Consider the following 22,260-nt stretch of genomic DNA (forward strand, 5'->3'; position numbering starts at 1 on the left):
AAGTCAACCTCAACTTAAAACTGTACTTAGGTCGACAACAACCAAATTGCCCCGACCCCCAATCGGGGACAGACACCTGATCCGCTGCTTGGCGTCACCCCTTGGGTCAGCGTTTGGCCACAAATAATGGCGGTTGTGGCAATAGGGTCACGACATTGTCGCAAAGGGCAGTCACGTGACCGGGCAGGCGCGCATAATTTATGCAGCCACTAACCAGTCAAGCAAATGGCGCGCCCGACTCGGAGGCCGAGCGCGCATCACCCGATTCAGTAGAAGGTGACGTTGTCGACCTCGACCCACATCTTCTCGCCGGCCGCTCGGCCGCCGTCGATCGTGACCTCGAGGACGTCCTTCCCGGTCCACGGGCCGGTGGCCGCCACACGGCTCTTTTCGCGTTCCAGCGCGGTGAAAGGCACATCGACCACGCGCCAGTCCGCCCCTCCGGCGACCTGGCTGCTCCAGCTCCCGTTCAGGGTGTTGAAGCCCACCGAGTAGGCGCCGCCGTCCCCGCGGATTTCGAAGCGCACGCCCTTGAAGGCGGACACGTCCACCGGCTGCACCGAACCGCGGCTCAGCGGGATGATCACCCCGGCGTTGGGCTTGTCCTTGGCCGACATCCTGGCGGCGATGCTGAGGGCGTGGTCGGTGGCGGTGCGGTTGATCACCTGAGAGACCTGGACCGTCCGGTCGATGCCGCCATCCATATCGTCCATGCGCAGGGTGTCGAGGCTCGAGCGGCCCTTCGCGCCCTCGAAATCGTCGATCAGGGCGCCCTTGGCCTTGATCACCGGCATCGCCTTCTCGCCGTTGGCGGCGGGCAGCTTGGTCCCCTGCCCGTGGACCAGGACGCCGTCGACGAAGACGCGGTCGGTCTTGCGCACGTCGGAGATGTTCTCCCAGGGGCGGCCGTCGATCAGCACAAGGTCCGCGCGCTTGCCGGCCTCGACGGTGCCCCGATCCTGCAGCTCGCCCAGCACCTTGGCGCTGTTGGCGGTGCCTGCGATCAGGGCTTCCGAAGGCGTCAGGCCCGCGGTCACCAGGAGCTCCATCTCCCGCAGGGTCGAGACCCCGTGCGGCGTTCCGGTCATACCGGCGTCGGTGCCGAGCGCGATGGTGACGCCCGCATCGTGCAGGGCCTTCACGTTATGCAGCGCGTAGCCGAACTTCTGCTCGGCACGCAGGCGCGCCTCCGGCTTGGAGGCCCCGCCCTTGGCCGGATCGTATACGGCCAGGGTCGGCGCGTAGGCCGAGCCGCCGGCCTTGATCGCGTCGATGGAGGCCTGGTCGATTTCCCGGTCCTGCAGGCTGTGAGCGATGATGTCCACCTTGGCGCGGCCGGCGACGGCGCCGCGATCGACGGTCACCGTGTGGGTCAGGACCTTCAGGTTGTTCTTGTGCGCCTCGTCGACCAGGGCGGACAGGGTGCCCTGGTCCATGCTGGTGTTGTCGGGGGCGGCGCCATAGCGCCAGCCGTCCGAGAACGCCTTGATGAAGTCCAGCTTGTAGGGAACGAGCTGGCGGACCGCGATCCGCGCGCCTTCCGGCGAATTCACCCACTTGGTGGTCGCTGTGTCGGCCCAGTCCGCGCCGTGCCCGCCCGGCGTGCTCATGCGCGCGACGAAGTTGACGTGCGGCGAGGCCATGGTGGAAATCCACTGGCGGCGCGGAGCAAAGGATTCCGGCTGCTGGTGGAAGTCGTTCACCGTCGTCACGCCGGCGGCGATGTAGGCGTTCGCGATCTCCGGCGAAATCCGCGGTTCACCGCCCGGCGTCCAGTGAGTGTGAACGTCGAAGAAACCCGGCAGCAGGGCCTTGCCCTTGGCGTTGATCACCTGCGCCCCCTTGGGGGCCTTCACCACCGGGCCGACCTCGACGATCCGGTCGTCCTTGATCACCACGTTGGCGAGATGCGGCGCCGCGCCGGTGGCGTCGAACACGGTCGCGCCCATGATCGCCACCGGACGCTCGGCGGCGTTGGCCGCTCCGGCAAAGGCCATGACACCGCCAAGGGCGAAGGCCCCGGCAAACTTCCAACCGTCCCGAACTACGCTCACACGTTCCCCCGTCACCAATGCAAAACACGCGGGAACAAGCTCGGCCTATTCCCTTTGCGAACCCAGTTAGGCCGCGCCGGAGGCGATGGCGATTCATATCGCCGTTCCAAGGGCCGATTTGACCTCCGAGCCCCGAGCAGAGCCCGGGTCGTTCGAGGATATCGGAAACCTCGACTTCACGAGGTCATTTGAACCGCACGCTGACCCATGTAGCTTGAGGCTGATCCTCCTCCCCTTGCGGTCTTCGACATGAAGCAATTCCTCCTCACCATGGCCGGCGTCTTCGCAGGTCTGGTGCTGTTCCTGATCGGCGTTCCATTCCTGCTGATCGTCATGGCCGCCGGCGCCGCGAGGCCGACGCCGACGCCGGCGCAGACAGTCCTGGAGCTCGACCTTCGCGAGCCGCTGACCGATCAGGACCCGGTCAATCCCTTCGCCTCCCTCGGGCGGCGGTCGATGTCGGTGATGTCGGTGATCGAGACCCTCGACCGGGCCGGCAAGGACGGTCGGGTGAAGGCGCTGTTCGTGCGCCTGCCCGAAGGCGGCATGCCGCCCGCCGCCGCCGACGAGCTCCGCCTGGCCTTCAAGAAGTTCCGCGCCGCCGGCAAGCCGGTGGTCGCCCACAGCCAGGGCCTCTACCCGTCCGGCGTGGTGACCTCGACCTACATGCTCGGCGCGTCCGCCGACGAGCTGTGGATGCAGCCGGGCGCGTCGCTGCAGGTCACCGGGCTCGCCTCTGAGGACGTCTTCTTCAAGCGCTTCTTCGACAAGTATGGCGTCAAGGCGAACTACGAGCAGCGCTATCAGTACAAGAACGCCGTAAACCCCTACCTCTACAGCGATTACACCGCCCCGCACCGGGAGTCGCAGCTCTCCTGGATGGGCTCGATCTACGGCTCGGCCCTGGCCAGCGCGGCCACCGACCGCAATCAGACCCCGCAGGTTCTGCGCACCAATCTCGAGGCTGGTCCCTACCTCGCCGAAGACGCCCTCAAGCTGAAGCTGGTCGATAAGGTCGGCCAGGTCGAGGAGGCGGAAAAGTCCATCCTGACCCGCGCCGGCAAGAGCGCCGAGATCGTCGAGTTCGAGCGGTATCTGCGTTCCAGCCGTGACCGCACCCCACGCCCCGGGCCGGCCATCGCCGTGGTCGAGGGCGAAGGCGCGATCATGACCGGCCACGACGGCGCGGCCAATCCGTTCTCGTCGTCCGCGACCATGTACTCCGACGACATCGCCGAGGCGCTCTACGACGCCATCAAGGACAAGGACGTGAAGGCCATCGTCTTCCGCGTGTCTTCGCCCGGCGGTTCGGACACCGCCTCCGAGCAGATCCTGGCGGCGGTGCGCGCGGCCAAGGCCGCGAAGAAGCCGGTGGTCGTCTCCATGGGAACCTATGCGGCGTCCGGCGGCTACTGGGTGTCGTCCGAGGCCTCGGCGATCGTGGCCCATCCGACCACCCTCACCGGCTCGATCGGCGTCTTCGGCGGCAAGTTCGCCCTGGGCCCGGCCCTGGAACGCTTCGGGGTCGACATCCGCGAGCTGGGGGTCGGCAGCGAATATGCCGGTGCGTTCGGCATGGGCGGCGAGATGACCCAGGCCCAGCGCGCCGCCTTCTCCGGCTGGATGGACCGCATCTACGGCAACTTCATCGCCCGCGTGGCCGAGGGCCGCAACCTGCCGGTCGCGCGGGTGCAAGAGATCGCCAAGGGCCGCGTTTGGACCGGCTCCCAGGCGCGCGAGCTCGGCCTCGTCGACGAGGTCGGCGGCTTCTACCAGGCGGTGGACAAGGCCAAGGCGCTCGCCAACCTCAAGGGCGACGTCCGGCTCAAGCGGATGACGACCCAGGTCTCGCCCTTCCAGGCCCTGGAAAGCGCCCTCGGCGTTTCGGCGACCTCAGTGCGGACGCTTGCGGCTGCGGCCTGGATCATGGGCGACCCGCGCGCCCAGTCGATCCTCGACCAGATGGCCCAGGAGCGCCTGCGCAGTTCCGGCGCCCGCGTCCTGGCGCCGACCCCCGTCCACTAGCGGCCACGGGCCTGTGCGCGCCGTTGCGAAACCGCGCGCAGGCTCCGATGATGCCGCCATCCTGGTTTCCAGCCCGAGGCCTTCGACATGACCAACTTCCGACGCGTGACCGACGATTTCTCGGTCACTCCCCAGATCGCTCTGGAGGACCTGGCCGCAGCCGCCGCTCAGGGCTTCAAGCTGGTGATCAACAATCGCCCCGACGGCGAAGACCCGACCCAGCCATCGAGCGCCGAGGTCGAGGCGGCGGCAAGGGCCGCTGGCCTGGACTACGTGCACATTCCGGTCCGCGGCGGCCCCACGCCCGATCAGGTGGAACAGAACTACCGCGCCGTTGAGGCCGCCGGCGGCCCTGTCCTGGCTTTCTGCCGCTCGGGCACCCGTTCGATCGTCACCTGGTCGCTGGGCCAGTACCAGGCCGACGAGCGCAGCGCGGACGAGCTGATCGAGCTGGGCGCCAAGGCCGGCTACGACCTGGCTGGAGCCTTTCCCCGCTAGGGGCGCAGCTCCACGCGGGCGGCCCCCATGCTCGCCTGCTCCGGCTCGCAACTGGCCACCGCCAGCACCAGATGGGCCGCCAGGATGCAGAGCACCGCGAACGCCGCTCGCTGGAGCCGTTTTGAAACAAAAATCGCCGCGGCCAGGGCCATGACCGATCCCTCATCCAGTGTTCGGACGGGTCACAGCAAGCGCGGCGCCGAGAAGAGGAAACGCTGATGATCCCCTATGTGCGCGAGATGAAGTTCGAGTACGGCGCCTGCGACCAGGTCTCGCCGCTCATCCGGCGCGTCGTCGCGAAGAACCCCGGCCCCTTCACCTATCTGGGAACCGCCACCTTCATCGTCGGCAAGGGCGAGGTGGCGGTCATCGATCCGGGCCCCGACATGCCTGAACATCTCGACGCCCTTATGGCGGCGCTGGAAGGCGAGCGCGTGACCCACATCCTGGTCACGCACCACCATTCCGACCACTCTCCCCTCGCCCGCCCGCTGCAGGAGAAGACCGGAGCCAAGATCTACGGCTGCGCCGTCGGCGGCCAGGCGGCGGACTCGACTGTGATCACCGAGGCCGGGCACGATCTCTCCTTCACCCCCGACGTCGACATCTGCGGCGGCGGGGCGGTCTTCCAGGGGCCGGGCTGGACCCTGGAGGCAATCGCCACGCCGGGCCACACCTCCAACCACATCTGCTTTGCCCTGAAGGAGGAGAACGCCCTGTTCTCGGGCGACCACATCATGGGCTGGTCGACCACCGTGGTCTCGCCGCCGGACGGCGACATGACCGCCTATATGCAAAGCCTCGACAAGGTGAAGGCCCGCGGCTTCGACGTGCTGTGGCCGACCCACGGACCGCCCATTCGCGAGGTGACGCCCTTCATCGACGGCTACATCGCTCACCGCCGCGCCCGCGAGGCCCAGGTGCTGAAGGCGGTGGCCGACGGGCACGGCAAGATCAGGGACATGGTGCCCGTGCTCTATGCCGAAACCGACCAGCGGCTGTGGCCCGCTGCGGCTCGTTCGGTGTTGGGGCACATGATCGACCTGACCCGCCGCGGCGTCGTGACGACGGACGGCGAGCCAGGCCCTGACAGCGAGTATCGGCTGGCCGGCTAGGCTCCGGTCGCCGCGGGCGTCGGCAGGACATAGTCCTTCATCCGCTCGCGGATCAGTTTCTTGTCGATCTTGCCGGTGGCGCCCAGCGGGATCTCCTCCACGAAGGCGACGTCGTCAGGCATCCACCACTTGGCGATCTTGCCTTCGAGGAACTTCAGGAACTCCTCGGGCGTCGCCTGCTCGCCGGCCCTCAGCTTGACCAGCAGCAGCGGCCGCTCGTCCCACTTCGGGTGCGCCACGCCGATCACCGCGGCGATCTCGGCCTTGGGGTGGCCCGCGGCGATGTTTTCGATCTCGATCGAGGAGATCCACTCGCCGCCCGACTTGATCACGTCCTTGGCGCGGTCCGTGATCTGCATATAGCCCTGCTCGTCGATGGTCGCGACGTCGCCGGTGTCGAAGTAGCCCTGATCGTCGAGGATCTGGCCGCCTTCGCCCTTGAAGTACTCGCCGACGACGAACGGGCCGGAGACCTTCAGGCGTCCGAAGGTATGCCCGTCATGCGGCAGCGGCTTCTCCTCGTCGTCCACCAGCCGAAGCTGCATGCCCAGCGGCGCCCGGCCCTGCTTCAGCTTGAACTGTAGCTGCTCCTCCGGGTCCATCTTCGAGACCGCGGCGTTGGGGGTCGACTGGGTGCCGAGCGGCGAGGTCTCGGTCATGCCCCAGGCGTGGGTGACGTCGACGCCGTACTCGTCGCGGAAGCCGCGGACGATGCTTTCCGGCACCGCCGAACCACCGATCACCACCCGCTTCAGGGTGGTCAGCTTGCCGTTGGTGGCCCGAAGGTGCTGCAGCAACATCTGCCAGACGGTCGGCACCGCCGCCGAGAAGGTGACCCCCTCGCTCTCGATGAGCTCGTGCACGGAAGCGCCGTCCAGCTTCGGCCCCGGCATGACCAGTTTGGCGCCCACGGCGGGCGCGGAGAAGGCCAGGCCCCAGGCGTTGGCGTGGAACATCGGCACCACCGGCAGCACCACGTCCAGGGCCCGGATGCCGAGAACGTCGGATCCCATGGTCACCAGGGTGTGCAGGAAGTTCGACCGGTGGGAGTAAAGCACCCCCTTGGGATGGCCGGTCGTCCCGGAGGTGTAGCAGAGGCCCGCGGCGGTGTTCTCGTCGAAGCCGCCCCACTTGGCGTCCGGCGTGGCCTGCGCCAGCAGCGTCTCATAGGCCAGAGCGCCGGGGAGTTCGTCGCCCAGATGCGTCTCGTCGGCGAAGACGATGATCTGCTTTACGGTCGGGATCTGCGCGCGGATGCCCGCCAGGATCGGCAGGAAGGTCAGGTCCGTGAAAATGACCTGATCCTCGGCGTGGTTGATGATGTAGACGAGTTGCTCGGCGAACAGGCGCGGATTGAGGGTGTGGCAGACGGCCCCGATCCCCATGATCCCATACCAGGCCTCGATGTGACGTGCGGTGTTCCAGGCCAGGGTGGCGACGCGATCGCCCGGTCTGATCCCCATCGCCAGCAGGATGTTGGACACGCGCTTGGCGCGCTCGTGGACCTGGCCATAGGTCGTGCGGACGATCGGTCCCTCGACCGAGCGGCTGACGATCTCGCGATCTGCGTACCAGGCCTTGGCGTGGTCCAGGATCTTGTCGACCGTCAACGGCCAGTCCTGCATCAAGCCGTGCATTATGTTTTTCCTCCCGACAGTGCCCGTTTTCGAGCTGAGAGCAGGCTAGTTTCCCCAATCCTGCAAAGCAACGCGGCGCGAGTGTGGTGATCGGTGGAGTTGACTTCGCGTTCCTTGTCTTATCGAAGGGCCGCCGGAATTTGCTGAGCTTCGGAGCCGGTCTTGGACTTTTTCGACGTGGTCGTGATCGGCGCCGGGGCGGCGGGCATGATGTGCGCCATCGAGGCGGGCAAGCGCGGCAGGCGGGTGCTGGTGATCGACCACGCCGCCGCCCCGGGCGAGAAGATCCGCATCTCCGGCGGCGGGCGCTGCAACTTCACCAACGTCAACGCTGCGCCGGCGAATTTCATCTCGGCCAACCCGCACTTCTGCATCTCGGCCCTGCGGCGCTACACGGCCCGCGACTTCATCGCCTGGGTCGAGCGCACGGGCATCGCCTATCACGAGAAGACCCTCGGCCAGCTCTTCTGCGACGGCTCGGCCAATGAGATCATCGCCATGCTGACCGGTGCGATGCGCCAGGCCGGCGTCGAGCTACGGCTGAAGACCAGCGTGGAAGCGGTCGCCAAGACCGACGAAGGCTTTCGCCTCACCCTCGGCCAGGGCGCGGTGACCTGCGAGTCCCTCGTGGTCGCCTCCGGCGGCAAGTCCATCCCGAAGATGGGCGCGACCGGCTTTGGCTATGATCTCGCCCGGCAGTTCGGCCTGCCGATCGTCGAGACACGCCCTGCCCTCGTTCCCCTGACCTTCGAGGTCGGCATGCTGGAACGCCTCAAGCCCCTGGCCGGCGTCTCGACCGACGCCGTGGTCTCCAGCGGCAAGACCCGTTTCGCCGAGGCCATGCTGTTCACCCACCGCGGTCTCTCGGGCCCGGCGATCCTGCAGATCTCGTCCTACTGGCGCGAGGGCCAGGCCATCACGGTCGACATGGCGCCGGGCGTCGACATCGCCGCCACGCTGAAGGCCGCTCGCCAGACCCGCGGCAAGCAGGCGGCCATCACGGTCCTGGCCGAGCACCTGCCCCGGCGCCTGGCCCAGCTCGTCCTTGAGGAAGCCGCAGCCGCGGCCAACGCCGGCGACCTTTCCGACAAGGCGATCTCGCGCATCGGCGCGGCGGTGAACGCCTGGACCGTCAAGCCGGTCGGCTCCGAAGGCTATCGGACCGCCGAGGTGACGCTGGGCGGAGTGGACACCAATGCGCTCGACTCCAAGACCATGCAGGCCAAGGCCGTTCCTGGCCTGTATTTCATCGGCGAAGTCGTCGATGTGACCGGCTGGCTGGGCGGCTACAATTTCCAATGGGCCTGGTCGTCCGGCTGGGTCGCGGGTCAGACCGTCTGAGGACGGACAACCTGCTGGAATAATTAAGAATAGCTCCAAAAACCCGTCATTCGCCCGTCATCGATTCCCGTCAAACGGGCCTCGCCGGCGAATAGATCAACAGACACCCGGCTGCCACGGCTCGGCGCGAGCCCTGACGAGTATGGTCAGCCCGTCGCGCCGCGCATGTCTGGGAGCGGCGAATGGTGGTATTGGCGACCCTGGCCATGGCGACGGCGCTCACGCTTGAGCCTGGCGAACCGAACTCCTTCGATGCGCCGCCTGCGGGCAGCGCCGAGATCAGCGTCCTCACCTACAATGTCCGCGGCCTGCCCTGGCCCATCGCTCATGGCAGGGCCGAAGCCTTGCGCAAGATCGGCGAGGAGCTCGCCTTCCTGCGCTCGCAAGGGCGCCAGCCTGACGTCGTGCTGATCCAGGAAGGCTTTCGCGACGAGATCGCCGGCCTGGTGAAGGCCAGCGGCTATCGGTACTGGGCGCAGGGACCCGACCGCAGCGAGCGGCCGCCCGCCGGCGCCGCCGATCCCGAGCCCGGCCGCCCCGCCCTCGGCGAAGGCTGGGGCAAGCTCACCAACGGCGGGCTGCACGTCCTTAGCGACGCCCCGATCACCGAGGTCCTGAACGTCGCCTACCGCTCCTGCGCCGGGCTGGACTGCCTGGCGAACAAGGGGGCGATGCTGGTGCGGCTGGCCTTCCCCGACATCCCGGTCGAGGTTGACGTCGTCAACACCCACATGAACTCGCGTCGCGCCGCGCGCGCGCCGGCCGAGCGCACCCTGCAAGCGCACAACCTGCAAACCGAGGAGCTCTACGCGTTCATCAACCGCGCCCGCGCGCAGGACGCGCCGCTGCTCATCGGCGGCGACTTCAACGTGCGCAACGCCCCGGACCGTTACTACCACAAGGCGTCGGCCCGGCCCTTCGCTGTGGTCAGCGAGTTCTGCAGCCAGACCCTCGAGGCCGGCTGCGGCGCGAGCGAGAACAGCGAGGGTCAGCCCGCCTGGCTCCGTTCGCAGGACCTCCAGGCGTTCGGCGGCGGCGGTCAGGTCGAGGTGCGGCCGGTGCGCGCCCAGGCGGTCTTCACGCAGCAGGAACGCCTGCGCTTCTCCGACCACGACGGCTATCTGGTCCGCTACCGGCTGACCTGGAACCCCCAGACCCTGCCGCCCGCACCGTCGAGGGCCTTGGAAGTCCGCCCGCAATTCGGAAAATGGGGGGTCAAGGTTTCCTGGAAATACTGATGACCGCCGAACGCATGATCACGCAGCTCGCGCTGCAACCCCATCCCGAAGGCGGCTGGTACCGGGAGACCTGGCGCGCCGAGGCGGCCGACGGCCAGAGGGGCTTGGCGACCTCGATCCTCTTCCTCCTGCGGGCCGGCGAGCGCTCGCACTGGCATCGAGTCGATGCGACCGAGCTCTGGATCTTCCAGGCGGGGCGGCCGCTGACCTTGCGAACCTACAAGGACGGTCCAGTGGTCGAGACCGTGATGGGAAGCGATCCCGGCGCCGGTCAGGCCCTCCAGCACGCCGTCGAACCCCACGAGTGGCAGGCAGCCGACGGCCCCGACGAAGGTTGGTCGCTGGTCGCCTGCGTGGTCACGCCGGCCTTCGAGTTCTCGGGCTTCGAACTGGCGCCGCCCGACTGGCGACCGCCCACCTAAGGCAACGGCGAGCCGCCGTGCTCGATGGACCAGGCCTCCGCAGCGTCCTGCGCCGGCCCCGAGGCGTCCACCCTCACCCAGTCCAGTTCGCCGACATCCCGTTCCAATTGCATGCGCAGCGTGGCTACCGTGGCGTCGGAGGCGTCGCCCTCCCTGCCTTCGATACGCTGGGCCAGGACCTCGGGCGCTGCCTCCAGCCAGACTCCGTGGAACGGCACGGACGCTTCAGCCGCCAAGGCTCGCGCACGGCCGCGCAGCTCCGGCGCCATGAAGGTTGCGTCGATCACCACCGCCCGCCCGGCGTCCAGCAGGCTTCGCGCCTCGGCCAGCAGGCGGTCATAGACCTCGTTGTAGAAGGCGGGAGAATAGACGCTGGCCGGCAGCGGCGCATCGGGCGCCACGCCCAGCAGGCGCTTGCGGATTTCGTCGGTGCGCAAGATGACCGCGCCCGGCGAGGCCCCCAGGCCAGGCGCGATCAGCCGTGCGAAGGTCGATTTCCCCGATCCCGACAGGCCGCCGACCGCCGCCAGCTTCGGGGGCGGCGGCGATAGGTGCCTCAGGCCAGCGTCGAGATAGGCGCTGGCGCCCTCAAGGTCGCCGCTGTGGGCCTGGACGTGGGTCCGCACCCCGGCGCGCACGGCCATCATCAGCGGCAAGGCCGCGAGCCCATCCAGGAGTTCAGGACTTAAGGTCCGCAGGCCCTCGTCCAGATAGGCCGACAACACCCGCACGGCCGCATCGCGGCGGCGGCGGAAGTCCAGGTCCATCAGCAGGAAGGCCAGGTCGTACTGGATGTCGATGTCCGAGAGGACGTCGTTGAACTCGATGCAGTCGAACAGCACCGGCCGGCCGTTCTCCAGGAGAATGTTCCCCAGGTGGAGGTCGGCGTGGCACTGGCGGGCGAAGCCGGCCTCGCGGCGGGCGTCGAGCAGGGCTTCGCGGCGGAAATACTCCGCATCGGTCGCCGCGATCAGCGCCTCGACACGCGCCTCGCCAAGCTGCGGCGACAGCTCGCGGATCAGCTTGGCGTTGGAATCGATGGTGTATTTCAAGGCCTTGCCGCCGCCGCCCTGCGGGCGCAGCTCGGCGCGGGCGTGCGCGGCGGCGACCTCGCGCCCCAGCGCGTCGGCCAGCTTGCCGTCCACCGCCCAGGGCTGAGCCGCCAGCACCGCGCCTTCATCGAAGCGGCGCATCTCCAGGGCGTATTCGACCACCGCCCCCTCGCCATCGAGCTCCAGCCCGCCGCCGGCCGCGCGGGTCACCTTGCGGATCGCGCGGTAGATGTCCGACGCGGCCGCCCGGTTGAATCTAAGCTCGCGATCCAGCGCCCAATAGCGCAGGTCAAGGGTCGAATAGTCGAGATAGCCGAGCTCAACCCGGCGCTTGAGCTTGAAGGCTGTCTCGCCGCCGAGGAACACGCGCGCGCAGGCGGTCTCGATGCTGCGCTCGGCCTTCGCGGCGAAGAAGGCCGCGACCTCGGCCTCCTCGGCGTCGGTCACGGATAGAGCCGCTGGGTGGTCCAGCCCTCGGCCACGCGCTGGAAGACCAGGCGCTCGTGCAGGCGGAAGGGACGGTCGCGCCAGAATTCCATCACCTCGGGGCGCAGGCGGAAGCCCGACCAGTGCGGCGGGCGCGGAACCTTGCCGAGCCCGAACTTCAGGCCCATCTCGGCGATCCGCTTCTCCAGGGCCAGGCGGTCAGGCAGCGGCTGCGACTGTTCCGAAGCCCAGGCCCCGATCTGCGCGGGCCGCGCGCGGGTGGCGAAATAGGCGTCGGCTTCCTCCGGCGTCGTGGGCGCGACGGTCCCGCGCACCCGCACCTGGCGGCGCAGCGACTTCCAGTGGAACAGCAGAGCGGCCTGCGGATGAGCGGCGAGCTGCCGGCCCTTGGCGCTGCCAAGATTGGTATAGAAAACAAAGCCTTCCGGCCCGGCGTCCTTCAAGAGCACCATCCGCACGTCGGGCATGCCGGCGTCGTCGACCGTGCCCAGGGCCATGGCGTTGGCGTCGTTCGGCTCCTTGGCCACGGCCTCCTGCAGCCAGTCGGCGAACAGCTCGAAGGGATCGGTCGCCGACAGCAGCGGCGGCGGCTCGGCCGCGGACACCTGCCGGACATAGTCGTCTTCGCTCGGAGAGGGGGGGATCTGGGCCTTGTCGCTCATGGCCGCCCTATAGCGCGTGTTGCGCGCCTTGGCATGCTTAACCCGCCGTTGACCACGCCTGGGGCAGAGCTTTCCGATGGCTGCGGCTCCAGCAACGACGATCACCCGAAAGCGCGCCCGCGAGATTCTCAGGCTCGGCCAGGCGGCGACCGCCGCGGACCTGCGCAAGGCGTTCCGGGAAGCGGCCAAGGGCGCCCACCCCGACCGGGCCGGCGGCGACGCCGACCGGTTCCGCGAGGTCGTCGAAGCCTACCGCCTGCTGAGCGAGGAAGGGCCTGCCGATAGGATCGTCCAACCGCCCTCTACCGGCAGGTTTTCTGCCGATGAGGACAGAATCCTGCCGATCACGCCGCGGCTGGCCATGGACGGCGGCGTCGTGCTGCGCGAGCGGCCGGGCGCGGCGGCGCTGAAGATCACCCTTCCCCCCGGCCTGCGCAGCGGGGACCGGCTGAGGGCCGCCGACACGATCTTCGAGATCGCCATCCGCGGCGACCGCGACGTGATGGTGCGCGGCCACGACGTCTGGCTGACGGCCGCGCTGCATCCCCACGTCCTGGCCCAGGGCGGGCGCGTGTCGGTGGACACCCCGCTGGGCCGCCGCGTGGTCTGGATCACCAGCAAGGCCGCCGAACGGGGCCTACTGCGCCTGGCCGGCCAGGGGCTTCCGGCGCGGGGCGAGCACCCGCAGGGCCACCTCTTCCTGCGCCTGGCGAAACAGCCGCGAGCGACGGACTCGGTCGCCGCCGCCCTGCGCCGCCGCTTCGCCGCCGCCTGGGCGGCCTAGCCTTGGCGCGGCGGCGGCTTTAAGAACGCCGCCATGTCACACAACAGCTTCGGCCACCTCTTCCGTGTCACCACCTGGGGCGAGAGCCACGGGCCGGCGCTGGGCTGCGTCGTCGACGGCTGCCCTCCCGGCATCCCGCTGACCGCCGAAGAGGTGCAGGTCTGGCTCGACCAGCGCCGCCCCGGCCAGGGCAAGTTCGTCACCCAGCGCCAGGAGCCCGACGCGGTGAAGATCCTCTCCGGGGTCTTTGAGGACGACCGCACGGACGGCCAGGTGACCACCGGCACGCCGATCTCCATGCTGATCGAGAACGTCGACCAGCGCAGCCGCGACTATTCCGAGATCGCCACCCAATTCCGGCCCGGCCACGCCGACTACACCTATTTCGCCAAGTACGGCGTGCGCGACTATCGGGGCGGCGGACGCGCCTCGGCCCGCGAGACCGCCGCCCGCGTGGCGGCCGGCGCCGTGGCCCGCAAGGTCATTCCGGGCGTGACCATCCGGGCGGCCGTCACCCAGATCGGGCCGCACGCCATCGACCGCTCGCGCTTCGACTGGGACCAACGCCACGAGAACGGCTTCTGGTGCCCGGACGCCCAGACCGTGCCGATCTGGGAGGAGCACCTGGAAAAGGTCCGCAAGGCCGGCTCCTCCACCGGCGCGATCGTCGAGGTCGAGGCCGTCGGGGTTCCGCCCGGCTGGGGCGCGCCGGTCTATGGCAAGCTCGACTCCGAACTGGCCGCCGCCCTGATGTCGATCAACGCCGCCAAGGGCGTGGAGATCGGCGCGGGCTTCGCCGCGGCCGCCTTCTCCGGCGAGGAGAACGCCGACGAGATGCGGATGGGCAATGACGGCCAGCCGCTGTTCCTGTCCAACAGCGCCGGCGGCATCCTCGGCGGAATCTCCAGCGGCCAGCCGGTCGTCGCGCGCGTCGCCTTCAAGCCGACCTCCTCGATCCTCACCCTGCGCCGCAGCCTGAACGAGGCGGGCGAAGAGATCGACCTGCGGACCAAGGGCCGCCACGACCCCTGCGTGGGCATCCGCGCCGTGCCAGTGGTCGAGGCCATGACCGCCTGCGTGCTGGCCGACGCTTTCCTGCGTCATCGGGCGCAGACGGGGGGCGCGGTCTTCGTTCCGGGCCGCTAGACCCGGTGGCGGATCACATTCAGCGAACGTCGCTTTTTCGTTATTGACCGCAATGGTTGTAGGTCGCTAAGCACCACGCGTCGCGGCTGCAGCCGCCCCTCCCTCAGCGGTAGTCACGTGCGCCTCGATCACTTCAAAGTCCTGGTCGTCGACGACAACGAGCACGCCCGCGCCCTGCTTACCCAGATGCTGCGGGCCCTCGGCGCCTACCAGCTCGTCGAGGCCAGCAACGGCCATGAGGGCATGGCCGCCATGCGCGAGCACCAGATCGACATCGTGCTGACCGACCTGGTCATGGCGCCGGTCGATGGGTTCGCCTTCGTGCGGGAACTTCGAACCTCGCCGACCAGCACCAACCCGCAGGTGCCGGTGATCATGGTCAGCGGGCATTCGACGCTGAAGACGATCAGCGCGGCGCGCGACGCCGGCGTCAACGAGTTCCTCGCCAAGCCGCTGAGCGCCAGCGGCCTCGTGGAGCGCCTGCATAGGGTGCTCCAGCACACCAAGCCCTTCGTGCGCACCCCGACCTATGCCGGCCCCGACCGGCGCCGCCGGACGCCCCAGCGGCACAACGGCCCCTGGCGCCGCGCCGGCGACCGGCCCCAGCCGCGGGCGATCGAGATCTAGGACGGGGCGGAGCGCGCCCAGCCTTGGCCAGCCGAGCGATTTCCGCTTTCGCCCCCTTGCGGACCTTTGCGCCGCCAGCGATTTTGCGAGTTCCTCAGCCTCGGGCCGGCGTTCGTCCCCGAGAACTTCAGGAGAACCCAGGGGCGGTCGATGGCGTGCAGCACCGCTTGGACAGGTCGGCTGGCGATGGCGCTGCTGGCCTTGTTCGCCTCGGTCGCGACGGCCCAGGAAGGGAGCGGCACTTTGCCCCCGGAGCGGCCGACGGTCTCAGAGCTTGTGGTGACGCCGAAGATCACATGCATGGACCCCGAACCCGACCCGGCCGCGCCGGCGCCCCGGATTGTCAGCAGCTTCCCCGCGCCCGAGGCAGTGATCCGGCCAGGCGTCCTGGTGGTCCGGCTGACGTTCGATCGGCCGATGACATGTGACGGGTTCATTGTGGAGGCGCCGCCGATCCCCAACCCTTGTCCCACTCGCCGCCAGCAGATGTCGTTGAGCTTCGATCGGCGAACGATACGGGTGCTCTGCAAGACGGAGCCGGGAATGAGCTATGCCCTGCGATTAGGCGTCACGCCCACCCAGCAGTTCCACAGCTTGGACGGCCGCCCGCCGGAGGCTTACGAGGTGAGGTTTCGCACGTCCTCGGAAGGTCTGACGACGACAATCGCAGAGGCGCTGGCGCAAGACGCAGGGACGCTTCCGCCCGCAGATACGCCGAGACCATAGCGATACGCCTGGGCCAGGCGCCGCTCCATGGAGCGTATGGGTCGATGGCCCGTGCCAGCGGGCGGCGCCTAGCTCACCGCCAGGGCGCAGCTTTCGCCGATGGTCGGGCGGGAGACGACGATGCGGGAAAGGCCGGGGAAGCGCGGCTGCAGGCGCTCGGCGAAATAGAGGCAGATGTGTTCGAGGGTCGGGCGCTCAAGGCCCGGCTTTTCGTTCAACAGGCCGTGGTCGAGCTCGGCCGCCACGGCCTTCAGCGCCGCATCGAGGTCGGCCAGGTCCGCCACCCAGCCGACGGGCTCCTGCGGCGTGCCGCGGACGGTGGCCTCGACCTTGAACGAGTGGCCGTGCAGATTCCGATAGAGCCGGTCTTCCGGCCCTTGAGGAAGGTAATGCGCCGCGTCGAAGTACGCGGCCTTGGTGATTTCAAAGACAGGCTGGGTCATCGGATTGTCTGGAAGAGGCGTCCGGCCGCGCTTTGCCGCGCGTGTCACGGAATGCCCAGGTACTTATGAGTCTGGACGCTTAAACGCCAGCGCGGGTGCGCAAGGCAATAGGCGATGGCCGCCTGGGTGTTTTCGACGCGTCGCGGGCCGTCCATCGGCTGGAGCAGGAAGCGCTCGAAATCCATGTGTTCGAACCGCGCCGGATCGACGCCCTCCTGCGGATAGACCAGCTTCAGCTCCTGGCCGGCTGCCTGTACGACCGGGGCGTCGGCCTTGGGGCTGACGCAGATCCAGTCGATGCCCGCCGGCGCAGGCAAGGTCCCGTTGGTCTCCAGGGCGATGCGAAAGCCGCGGCCGTGCAGGGCCGCGATCAGGGGCTCGTCCACCTGCAGCAACGGCTCGCCGCCAGTGCAGACGACGAGTCGGTGGTCGGGGCCGCCGGTCCAGGCCGCCTCGATGGCGTCCGCCAGGGCCTCGGCGCCGGCGAACCGGCCCCCGCCTTCCCCGTCCATCCCGACGAAGTCGGTGTCGCAGAAGGTGCAGACCGCATTGGCGCGATCTTCCTCGCGCCCCGACCATAGGTTGCATCCCGCAAAGCGGCAAAACACCGCCGGCCGGCCGGCCTGGCCGCCCTCGCCCTGGAGGGTCAGGAATATCTCCTTGACGGCGTAGCTCATGGCGCGAGCTCCGGCCGGCCGGAGGCGACCCACGCGTCCCAGCCCTTCTCGCGCAACTCGCAGGCGGGGCATTCGCCGCAGCCATGGCCCCAGTCGTGAAGCTCGCCACGCGTTCCCCGGTAACAGGTATGGCTGTCGCGGACGATCAGATCGACCAGCGCCTCGCCGCCGAGCTGCTTGGCCAGCGCCCAGGTCTCGGCCTTGGTCAGGCGCATCAACGGGGTCTCGACGACGAAGTCCTGGGCCATACCGAGGTTCAGCGCCGACTGCAGCGCATCTAGGGTGTCACGTCGGCAATCGGGGTAGCCCGAGAAGTCGGTCTCGCACATGCCGCCTACTAGAAACTTTGCCCGGCGACGATCGGCCAGGGCGGCCGCATAGGTCAGGAAGACCAGGTTCCGACCGGGCACATAGGTGTTCGGCAGCCCCTTCTCGGTGATCTCAAAAGCGCGCTCCTGGGTCATGGCGGTGTCGCCGATGTCGCCGAAGCCGCGAAGGTCGAGCACGTGGTCCTCGCCCAGCCGCCCAGACCACTGGGGAAAGCGCGAACGCAGGGCCTCGCGAACCACAGAACGCTGTTCCATCTCGACCGCGTGACGCTGGCCATAGTCGAATCCGACCGTCTCGACATGGCCGTAACGGGCCAGGGCCCAGGCCAGGCAGACGCTGGAATCCTGACCTCCGGAGAACAGGACCAGGGCGCGGGAACCGGAAGAAGCTTCGTTCATGGCCCCCATATGCGCGCGAGCGCGGCGAATCGAAAGTCCGGCGCGTTAGCCGGCCGCACGCAACTCCATACCGGAAGCTCCAAAATGGGCCTGAACGCCCCTTCTTCGCGGTTGCGATATGCCGAATACATGGAGGTCGCGAGTTTTCGCACACGCGAAAACGCGAACGCCACCCATAATTGCGAATATTCGCACCCTATGGCCTTCCGCAACGTCACGTCACACCTTGCTCATGAACGTCGATAACTTGACGCAATTCCGTTGACATAACTGAAATCTGAGCGCGAGCCTCACTTTGCCGAGGGCGCGCCGCCCGCCCCGCGGCGAATGCTTGCGCGGCGACACTGACGTACCGGACCGGCCTTTCAGAGAGTCCGGGCGTCCTGGGAGGAACCTGCAATGTCGAACACTCTGCATTTGCGGAGCCTGCTTATCGTGGGCGCATCCGCGGCAGCCATGAGTACGATTGCGTCCCCGGCCTGGTCTCAAACTCAGAACGTCATCCAAGAACTGGTGGTCACCGCCCAGAAGCGCGAGGAAGCGCTCCAGGACGTGCCGATCGCCGTCTCGGCCTTCGACCAGAACGCGCTTCAGAAAGCCAGGATCGACGGCGGCCCCAACCTGGTGCTCGCGGTCCCGAACGTGAACTTCTCCAAGGGGAACTTCACCGGCTACAACTTCCAGATTCGGGGCGTCGGCTCCAAGCTGGTCTCCGGGTCGGGCGACGCCGGCACCGGCATCCATCTGAACAACGCGCCGCTCATCGCCAACAACCTGTTCGAGACCGAGTTCTACGATCTGGAGCGGGTGGAAGTGCTGCGCGGGCCGCAGGGCACCCTCTACGGCCGCAACGCCACCGGCGGCGTCGTCAACCTGATCACAGCCAAGCCGATCGACGAGTTCGAGGCGATGATCCGCGGCGAGATCGGCAACTACAGCAGCCGCAAGGTCCGGGGCATGGTGAACATGCCGCTGGGCGACACCTTCGCCCTACGGGTGGCGGGCGCCTATCTCAAGCGCGACGGCTTCGGGGACAACATCTACACCGGCAACGACGCCGACGACCGGGACCTCTACGGGCTCCGGGCGACCCTGGACTTCTCGCCGACCGACGAGTTCCACGCCTACTTCCTGTACGACCACTTCTACGAGAAGGATAACCGCTCGCGGATCGGCAAGCAGTTCTGCACCAAGGACCTCGGCCCGGCCAATATCGGCGGCGTGGGCTATTCGGCCATCGGGCCGATCGGCGCGGTCCAGCGCGGCTTCTTCAGTCATGGCTGCCAGCCGACCTCGCTCTATTCCGCCGACGTGCTGGGCACGGTGAACAGCCAGTCGACCCTGGGCGGCCTCTTCGGCGCGCTCGGCGGGTTCCAGACCGGCGACGCCTACGCCGGCAAGATGCAAACTCCGGACGTCCGGGACATCGAGTCCAACTTCGACCCGATCTACCGAGCCAAGACCGACATCTACCAGTTCAACGTCGATTGGGACTTCACCGAAAACCTGCGGCTGAGCTGGCTGGCTGCCTATAGCGAAAACTACATCTACACGCGCCAGGACTATAACCGGTACATCCCGAGCCAGAACTTCAACACCACGCCCAATCCGGTCAACGCGGTCCCGATTCCGGCGGCGGCCTATGCGGCGGTCTATGCGAGCCTGTTTCCAGGCGGCGTCGTGAACGACCCGCAGAACGGCGCCTACAACCGGTTCACCACCAGCGACATCTCCTGGGGCGAAAGCACCCAGTGGAGCCACGAAGTCCGGCTGCAATCCAGCTACGACGGGCCGTTCAACTTCAACCTCGGCGCCAACCTGCTGCGGTTCTCGAGCACCGGCGACTACTATGTCATGTTCAACACCGGGACCGCCTGGTACCAGGTGCAGAACTTCCTGACGACCGGCAACCCCAACTGCGTGGGCCTGGCTCCCTGCATCAGCATCGATCCCAAGCAGGAGCCGGACCGGCTGGGGCACAACTACTATGACAACTTCGCGCCCTATAGCCTGAGGTCGAGCGCCGTCTTCGGCGAGGCTTACTGGCAGATGGCCGAGAACTTCAAGTGGACCCTCGGCCTGCGCTACACGGTCGACAAGAAGACCGTGCACAATCATGAGGTGACGCTTGGCAAGCCCGGCTTCGGCATCGGCGGGCCGCCCGGAGAATCCGACCCGTTCCTCAAGGTCGAGTTCAAGGAAACGACGGGCCGCTTCGGCTTCGACTGGAAGCCTGACCTCGGCTTCACCGACGACAGCCTGATCTACGCCTTCTTCTCGCGTGGCTATAAGGCCGGCGGCCTCAACCCCGCCTGCTCGGCGGTGGTGAGCTGCCCGCCGGAATCCTTCGAGCCGGAGTTCGTCAACGCCATCGAACTCGGGATGAAGAACACCCTGCTGAGCGGCCGAATGACCCTGAACGGGACCTTCTTCCACTACGACTACAAGGGCTATCAGGTCTCGAAGATCGTCAACCGGACCTCGATCAACGAGAACATCGACGCCAAGATCCATGGGGTCGAGCTGGAGTCGGTCTGGCAACCGCTGGACGGCCTGCGGCTCAATGCGGCTCTCGGCTGGCTGCAGACCGAGATCGACGGCGGGACCTCCATCGACATCTTCAACCGCACCCAGAGCAATCCGAACCTGGTGGCGGTGAAGTCGTCGGAAGCCGCCGCCTGCGTGGTCTCCCTCTCGGCCGCCCAGACGGCGCTAACCATCTCCAACACCCTGAACAACCCGTTCGCCCTGCTGGGCGTCTGCACGCCGGCCTCCACCGCCGGCGCGGGGACCACCTTCGACGGGGCTGTCGCGGTCGGCACCAACGCCTTCGGCGGCCTCGTCGCCGACGGGGTGGCGCTGAACCTGGACGGCAAGGAACTGCCGAATTCGCCCGAATGGACGCTGTCGCTCGGCGCGGAATACACGTGGCAGTTCGGGAACGACTGGGCCGCCACCCTGCGGGGCGACTACTACAAGCAGACCAGGACCTTCGCCCGCATCTACAACAGCGAAGCCGACCGCATCCAGGGCTGGGACAACGTCAACCTGACGCTGACCATCGCCAATCCGCGGCTGGGCTGGGAAATCGGCGCCTTCGTCAAAAACGCCACCGACGAGGAAGCCATCACCGACTTCTACCTGACCGACGACTCCTCGGGCCGGTTCCGCAACGCGTTCTTCACCGAGCCGCGCACCTACGGCGTGTCGCTCCAGAAGCGCTTTTAGACCCCCAGTACAGTACCCACTGGGCCGCCGCCCCTCGGGACGGCGGCCTTTCTTTGTCCGCCAAGGCCAGGGCGGCATCGGCGGACCTGCGTCAAACCGACACGCCGCGATCTGGGCCCGCAGCTTCGCTCGAAGGCCGCGACACCAAGCGGGGAAAGGAACCGCGGGACGTCATGCAGTGTCGTGCAGTCGACATGAAAATTTGGCATGGCGCTCAATAAAGGCGCCCGCCGATCGAATTTAACGTCTCCGCAAGCGCTTAGGCCCATGCTGAGCATAAGTTCCTTCAGGACGCCGGCGTTTGATGTCTTTGCCCGAGTTCTTCTTCGAGCGCATTACCAGCGAAATCCATCAGCAGATGGAAGGCGTGCTGGCGCTGGCCGAACGTCTGGCGCGTCAGCCCATGGGCGCCGACGCCCAGGCCTGCATCGCCGGCGTGACCGAGGCTGCGCGCACCGTGCGCCAGATCCTGGCCTCGTCGCAGGACCTCAAGAGCGCCACCGACAACGGCCTCTCCATCACACCCGAGCCGAAGCGCGCCGCCACCCTGGCCGACGAGGTCCAGGAGCGCTGGCAGGAGCGGGCGACCGACAGCGGTCTGACCCTGCTGGTGTCCTATGACGGCGATCCGGACGCCCTGGTCATGGTCGACCCCATGCGCATGCACCAGGTGTTCGACGCCTTCATCGCCCAGGCCCTGGCGGGCCTGCGCCGAGGGGCGGTCGAGGCGACCTTGAAGGCCACGGCCAACGGCGACACCACTCGCCTGGAAGGCCGCGTCCGCGGCGGTGCGGATCCGGCGATGGGCGACCGCGCCCTGGACCTGCGCGAGATCGAGGCGCTGTTCGGCCTGGAAACCGCGCTCGGCGTCGCCCTGGGGCGGAAGATCGTCGAGACCCTGGGCGGCCAGGTCCGCGCGGAGCCGAATGTCGGGGCCGGCGAGACCTTCGTGTTCGAGATCGACGTGCCGACCGCCCGGGAGACGCAGCCGGCCGAGGAAGGCCTGGGCCAGGCCGAGCGCGCGGCGCACATCCTGGTGGTCGACGACAACGCCACCAACCGCATGGTGGCCGAGACGCTCTGCGAGATGTTCGACTGCACCTCGGAGTCGGCCACCGATGGGGTGGAGGCTGTGGAAGCGGCTCGCACCGGACGCTTCGACCTGATCCTGATGGACATCAAGATGCCGCGCATGGACGGCGTGACGGCGACGCGGGAGATCCGCGCCCTGCCCGGCGCCCCGGGCCGCGTGCCGATCATCGCCCTGACCGCGAACGCCGATCCCGAAGACGCCGCCGGCTACCTCCGCGCGGGCATGAACGGCGTGGTGGAAAAGCCGATGAAACCGGAAAACCTCCTGAGGGCTTTGCAGGAGAACCTGAGCGAGGCGGCCGCCGCTTAAGTCCGCGA

General features: G+C 67.9%; 20 protein-coding genes. 12 read left to right on the forward strand and 8 right to left on the reverse strand.

Annotation, left to right across the window (positions count from 1 at the left end; genetic code table 11):
- Positions 1-266: 266 nt before the first annotated feature.
- Positions 267-1,997, reverse strand: a complete 1,731-nt coding sequence (locus ABID41_RS03075) for an amidohydrolase family protein (RefSeq protein ID WP_354297172.1) — start codon at positions 1,995-1,997, stop codon at positions 267-269.
- A gap of 306 nt (positions 1,998-2,303) precedes the next feature.
- On the opposite strand from ABID41_RS03075, the gene sppA reads away from it, so the two are divergent.
- Complete coding sequence (gene sppA, locus ABID41_RS03080) at positions 2,304-4,079, forward strand: signal peptide peptidase SppA (protein ID WP_331933069.1); 1,776 nt, start codon at positions 2,304-2,306, stop codon at positions 4,077-4,079.
- A gap of 87 nt (positions 4,080-4,166) precedes the next feature.
- Complete coding sequence (locus ABID41_RS03085) at positions 4,167-4,577, forward strand: TIGR01244 family sulfur transferase (protein ID WP_331933068.1); 411 nt, start codon at positions 4,167-4,169, stop codon at positions 4,575-4,577.
- On the opposite strand, the gene ABID41_RS03090 is transcribed toward ABID41_RS03085, so the two are convergent.
- Entirely contained in the window at positions 4,574-4,729 is a 156-nt protein-coding gene (locus tag ABID41_RS03090) for a hypothetical protein (RefSeq protein ID WP_331933067.1), read from the reverse strand. The genes ABID41_RS03085 and ABID41_RS03090 overlap by 4 nt on opposite strands.
- A gap of 66 nt (positions 4,730-4,795) precedes the next feature.
- Between ABID41_RS03090 and ABID41_RS03095 the strand changes: the two genes are divergently transcribed.
- Positions 4,796-5,692, forward strand: coding sequence for an MBL fold metallo-hydrolase (locus ABID41_RS03095; RefSeq protein ID WP_331933066.1), 897 nt, complete (start codon positions 4,796-4,798; stop codon positions 5,690-5,692).
- On the opposite strand, the gene ABID41_RS03100 is transcribed toward ABID41_RS03095, so the two are convergent.
- Positions 5,689-7,329: a long-chain-fatty-acid--CoA ligase gene (locus ABID41_RS03100; protein WP_331933065.1), complete on the reverse strand. Its 1,641-nt coding sequence runs from the start codon at positions 7,327-7,329 to the stop codon at positions 5,689-5,691. The two genes, ABID41_RS03095 and ABID41_RS03100, sit on opposite strands and share 4 nt — an antisense overlap.
- A gap of 162 nt (positions 7,330-7,491) precedes the next feature.
- Between ABID41_RS03100 and ABID41_RS03105 the strand changes: the two genes are divergently transcribed.
- The 3 genes from ABID41_RS03105 (at position 7,492) to ABID41_RS03115 (ending at position 10,330) form a co-directional block, all read left to right on the forward strand.
- Positions 7,492-8,670, forward strand: a complete 1,179-nt coding sequence (locus ABID41_RS03105) for a BaiN/RdsA family NAD(P)/FAD-dependent oxidoreductase (RefSeq protein WP_331933064.1) — start codon at positions 7,492-7,494, stop codon at positions 8,668-8,670.
- A gap of 182 nt (positions 8,671-8,852) precedes the next feature.
- A complete protein-coding gene (locus tag ABID41_RS03110; RefSeq protein WP_354297173.1) occupies positions 8,853-9,908 on the forward strand; it encodes an endonuclease/exonuclease/phosphatase family protein in 1,056 nt (351 codons plus the stop codon).
- On the forward strand, positions 9,908-10,330 hold the full coding sequence (locus ABID41_RS03115; RefSeq protein WP_331930574.1) for a cupin domain-containing protein: 423 nt from the start codon (positions 9,908-9,910) through the stop codon (positions 10,328-10,330). Before ABID41_RS03110 ends, ABID41_RS03115 begins: the two co-directional genes overlap by 1 nt.
- On the opposite strand, the gene ABID41_RS03120 is transcribed toward ABID41_RS03115, so the two are convergent.
- Together ABID41_RS03120 and pdxH are read right to left on the reverse strand one after the other, a co-directional pair.
- Positions 10,327-11,829: a bifunctional aminoglycoside phosphotransferase/ATP-binding protein gene (locus ABID41_RS03120; protein ID WP_354297174.1), complete on the reverse strand. Its 1,503-nt coding sequence runs from the start codon at positions 11,827-11,829 to the stop codon at positions 10,327-10,329. The two genes, ABID41_RS03115 and ABID41_RS03120, sit on opposite strands and share 4 nt — an antisense overlap.
- A complete protein-coding gene (gene pdxH, locus ABID41_RS03125; RefSeq protein ID WP_331932383.1) occupies positions 11,826-12,491 on the reverse strand; it encodes a pyridoxamine 5'-phosphate oxidase in 666 nt (221 codons plus the stop codon). The genes ABID41_RS03120 and pdxH overlap by 4 nt, the downstream gene beginning before the upstream one ends.
- A 76-nt stretch (positions 12,492-12,567) precedes the next feature.
- Here pdxH and ABID41_RS03130 point away from each other — a divergent pair, with 76 nt between their 5' ends.
- From ABID41_RS03130 to ABID41_RS03145, 4 genes are all read left to right on the forward strand, one after another.
- On the forward strand, positions 12,568-13,275 hold the full coding sequence (locus ABID41_RS03130) for a J domain-containing protein (RefSeq protein WP_354297175.1): 708 nt from the start codon (positions 12,568-12,570) through the stop codon (positions 13,273-13,275).
- Positions 13,276-13,308: 33 nt separating this feature from the next.
- Positions 13,309-14,421: a chorismate synthase gene (gene aroC, locus ABID41_RS03135; RefSeq protein WP_354297176.1), complete on the forward strand. Its 1,113-nt coding sequence runs from the start codon at positions 13,309-13,311 to the stop codon at positions 14,419-14,421.
- A 117-nt stretch (positions 14,422-14,538) separates the two neighbouring features.
- Positions 14,539-15,048 carry a response regulator gene (locus ABID41_RS03140; protein WP_331930283.1) on the forward strand — a complete coding sequence of 170 codons (510 nt, stop codon included), beginning with the start codon at positions 14,539-14,541 and terminating at the stop codon, positions 15,046-15,048.
- 186 nt (positions 15,049-15,234) lie between these two features.
- Entirely contained in the window at positions 15,235-15,774 is a 540-nt protein-coding gene (locus ABID41_RS03145; protein WP_331930285.1) for a hypothetical protein, read from the forward strand.
- Between the two features lie 68 nt (positions 15,775-15,842).
- On the opposite strand, the gene ABID41_RS03150 is transcribed toward ABID41_RS03145, so the two are convergent.
- The 3 genes from ABID41_RS03150 to queC are packed head-to-tail and all read right to left on the reverse strand — an operon-like array spanning position 15,843 to position 17,622.
- The gene (locus tag ABID41_RS03150; RefSeq protein WP_331930287.1) at positions 15,843-16,217 is read right to left on the reverse strand and encodes a 6-carboxytetrahydropterin synthase; all 375 of its coding nucleotides are present in this window, start codon (positions 16,215-16,217) and stop codon (positions 15,843-15,845) included.
- Positions 16,218-16,261: 44 nt separating this feature from the next.
- Positions 16,262-16,894 (reverse strand): 7-carboxy-7-deazaguanine synthase, encoded by a 633-nt coding sequence (queE, locus tag ABID41_RS03155; RefSeq protein WP_331930289.1) that lies wholly within the window; start codon positions 16,892-16,894, stop codon positions 16,262-16,264.
- The gene (gene queC / locus ABID41_RS03160) at positions 16,891-17,622 is read right to left on the reverse strand and encodes a 7-cyano-7-deazaguanine synthase QueC (RefSeq protein ID WP_331930291.1); all 732 of its coding nucleotides are present in this window, start codon (positions 17,620-17,622) and stop codon (positions 16,891-16,893) included. Before queC ends, queE begins: the two co-directional genes overlap by 4 nt.
- 456 nt (positions 17,623-18,078) lie before the next feature.
- Between queC and ABID41_RS03165 the strand changes: the two genes are divergently transcribed.
- A complete protein-coding gene (locus ABID41_RS03165) occupies positions 18,079-20,850 on the forward strand; it encodes a TonB-dependent receptor (protein WP_331930293.1) in 2,772 nt (923 codons plus the stop codon).
- Between the two features lie 304 nt (positions 20,851-21,154).
- Positions 21,155-22,252: a response regulator gene (locus ABID41_RS03170; RefSeq protein WP_331930295.1), complete on the forward strand. Its 1,098-nt coding sequence runs from the start codon at positions 21,155-21,157 to the stop codon at positions 22,250-22,252.
- The last annotated feature ends 8 nt before the right edge of the window (positions 22,253-22,260 follow it).

Origin of the sequence: Phenylobacterium koreense (assembly GCF_040545335.1) — a bacterium.
GTDB classification, from domain to species: domain Bacteria; phylum Pseudomonadota; class Alphaproteobacteria; order Caulobacterales; family Caulobacteraceae; genus Phenylobacterium; species Phenylobacterium koreense.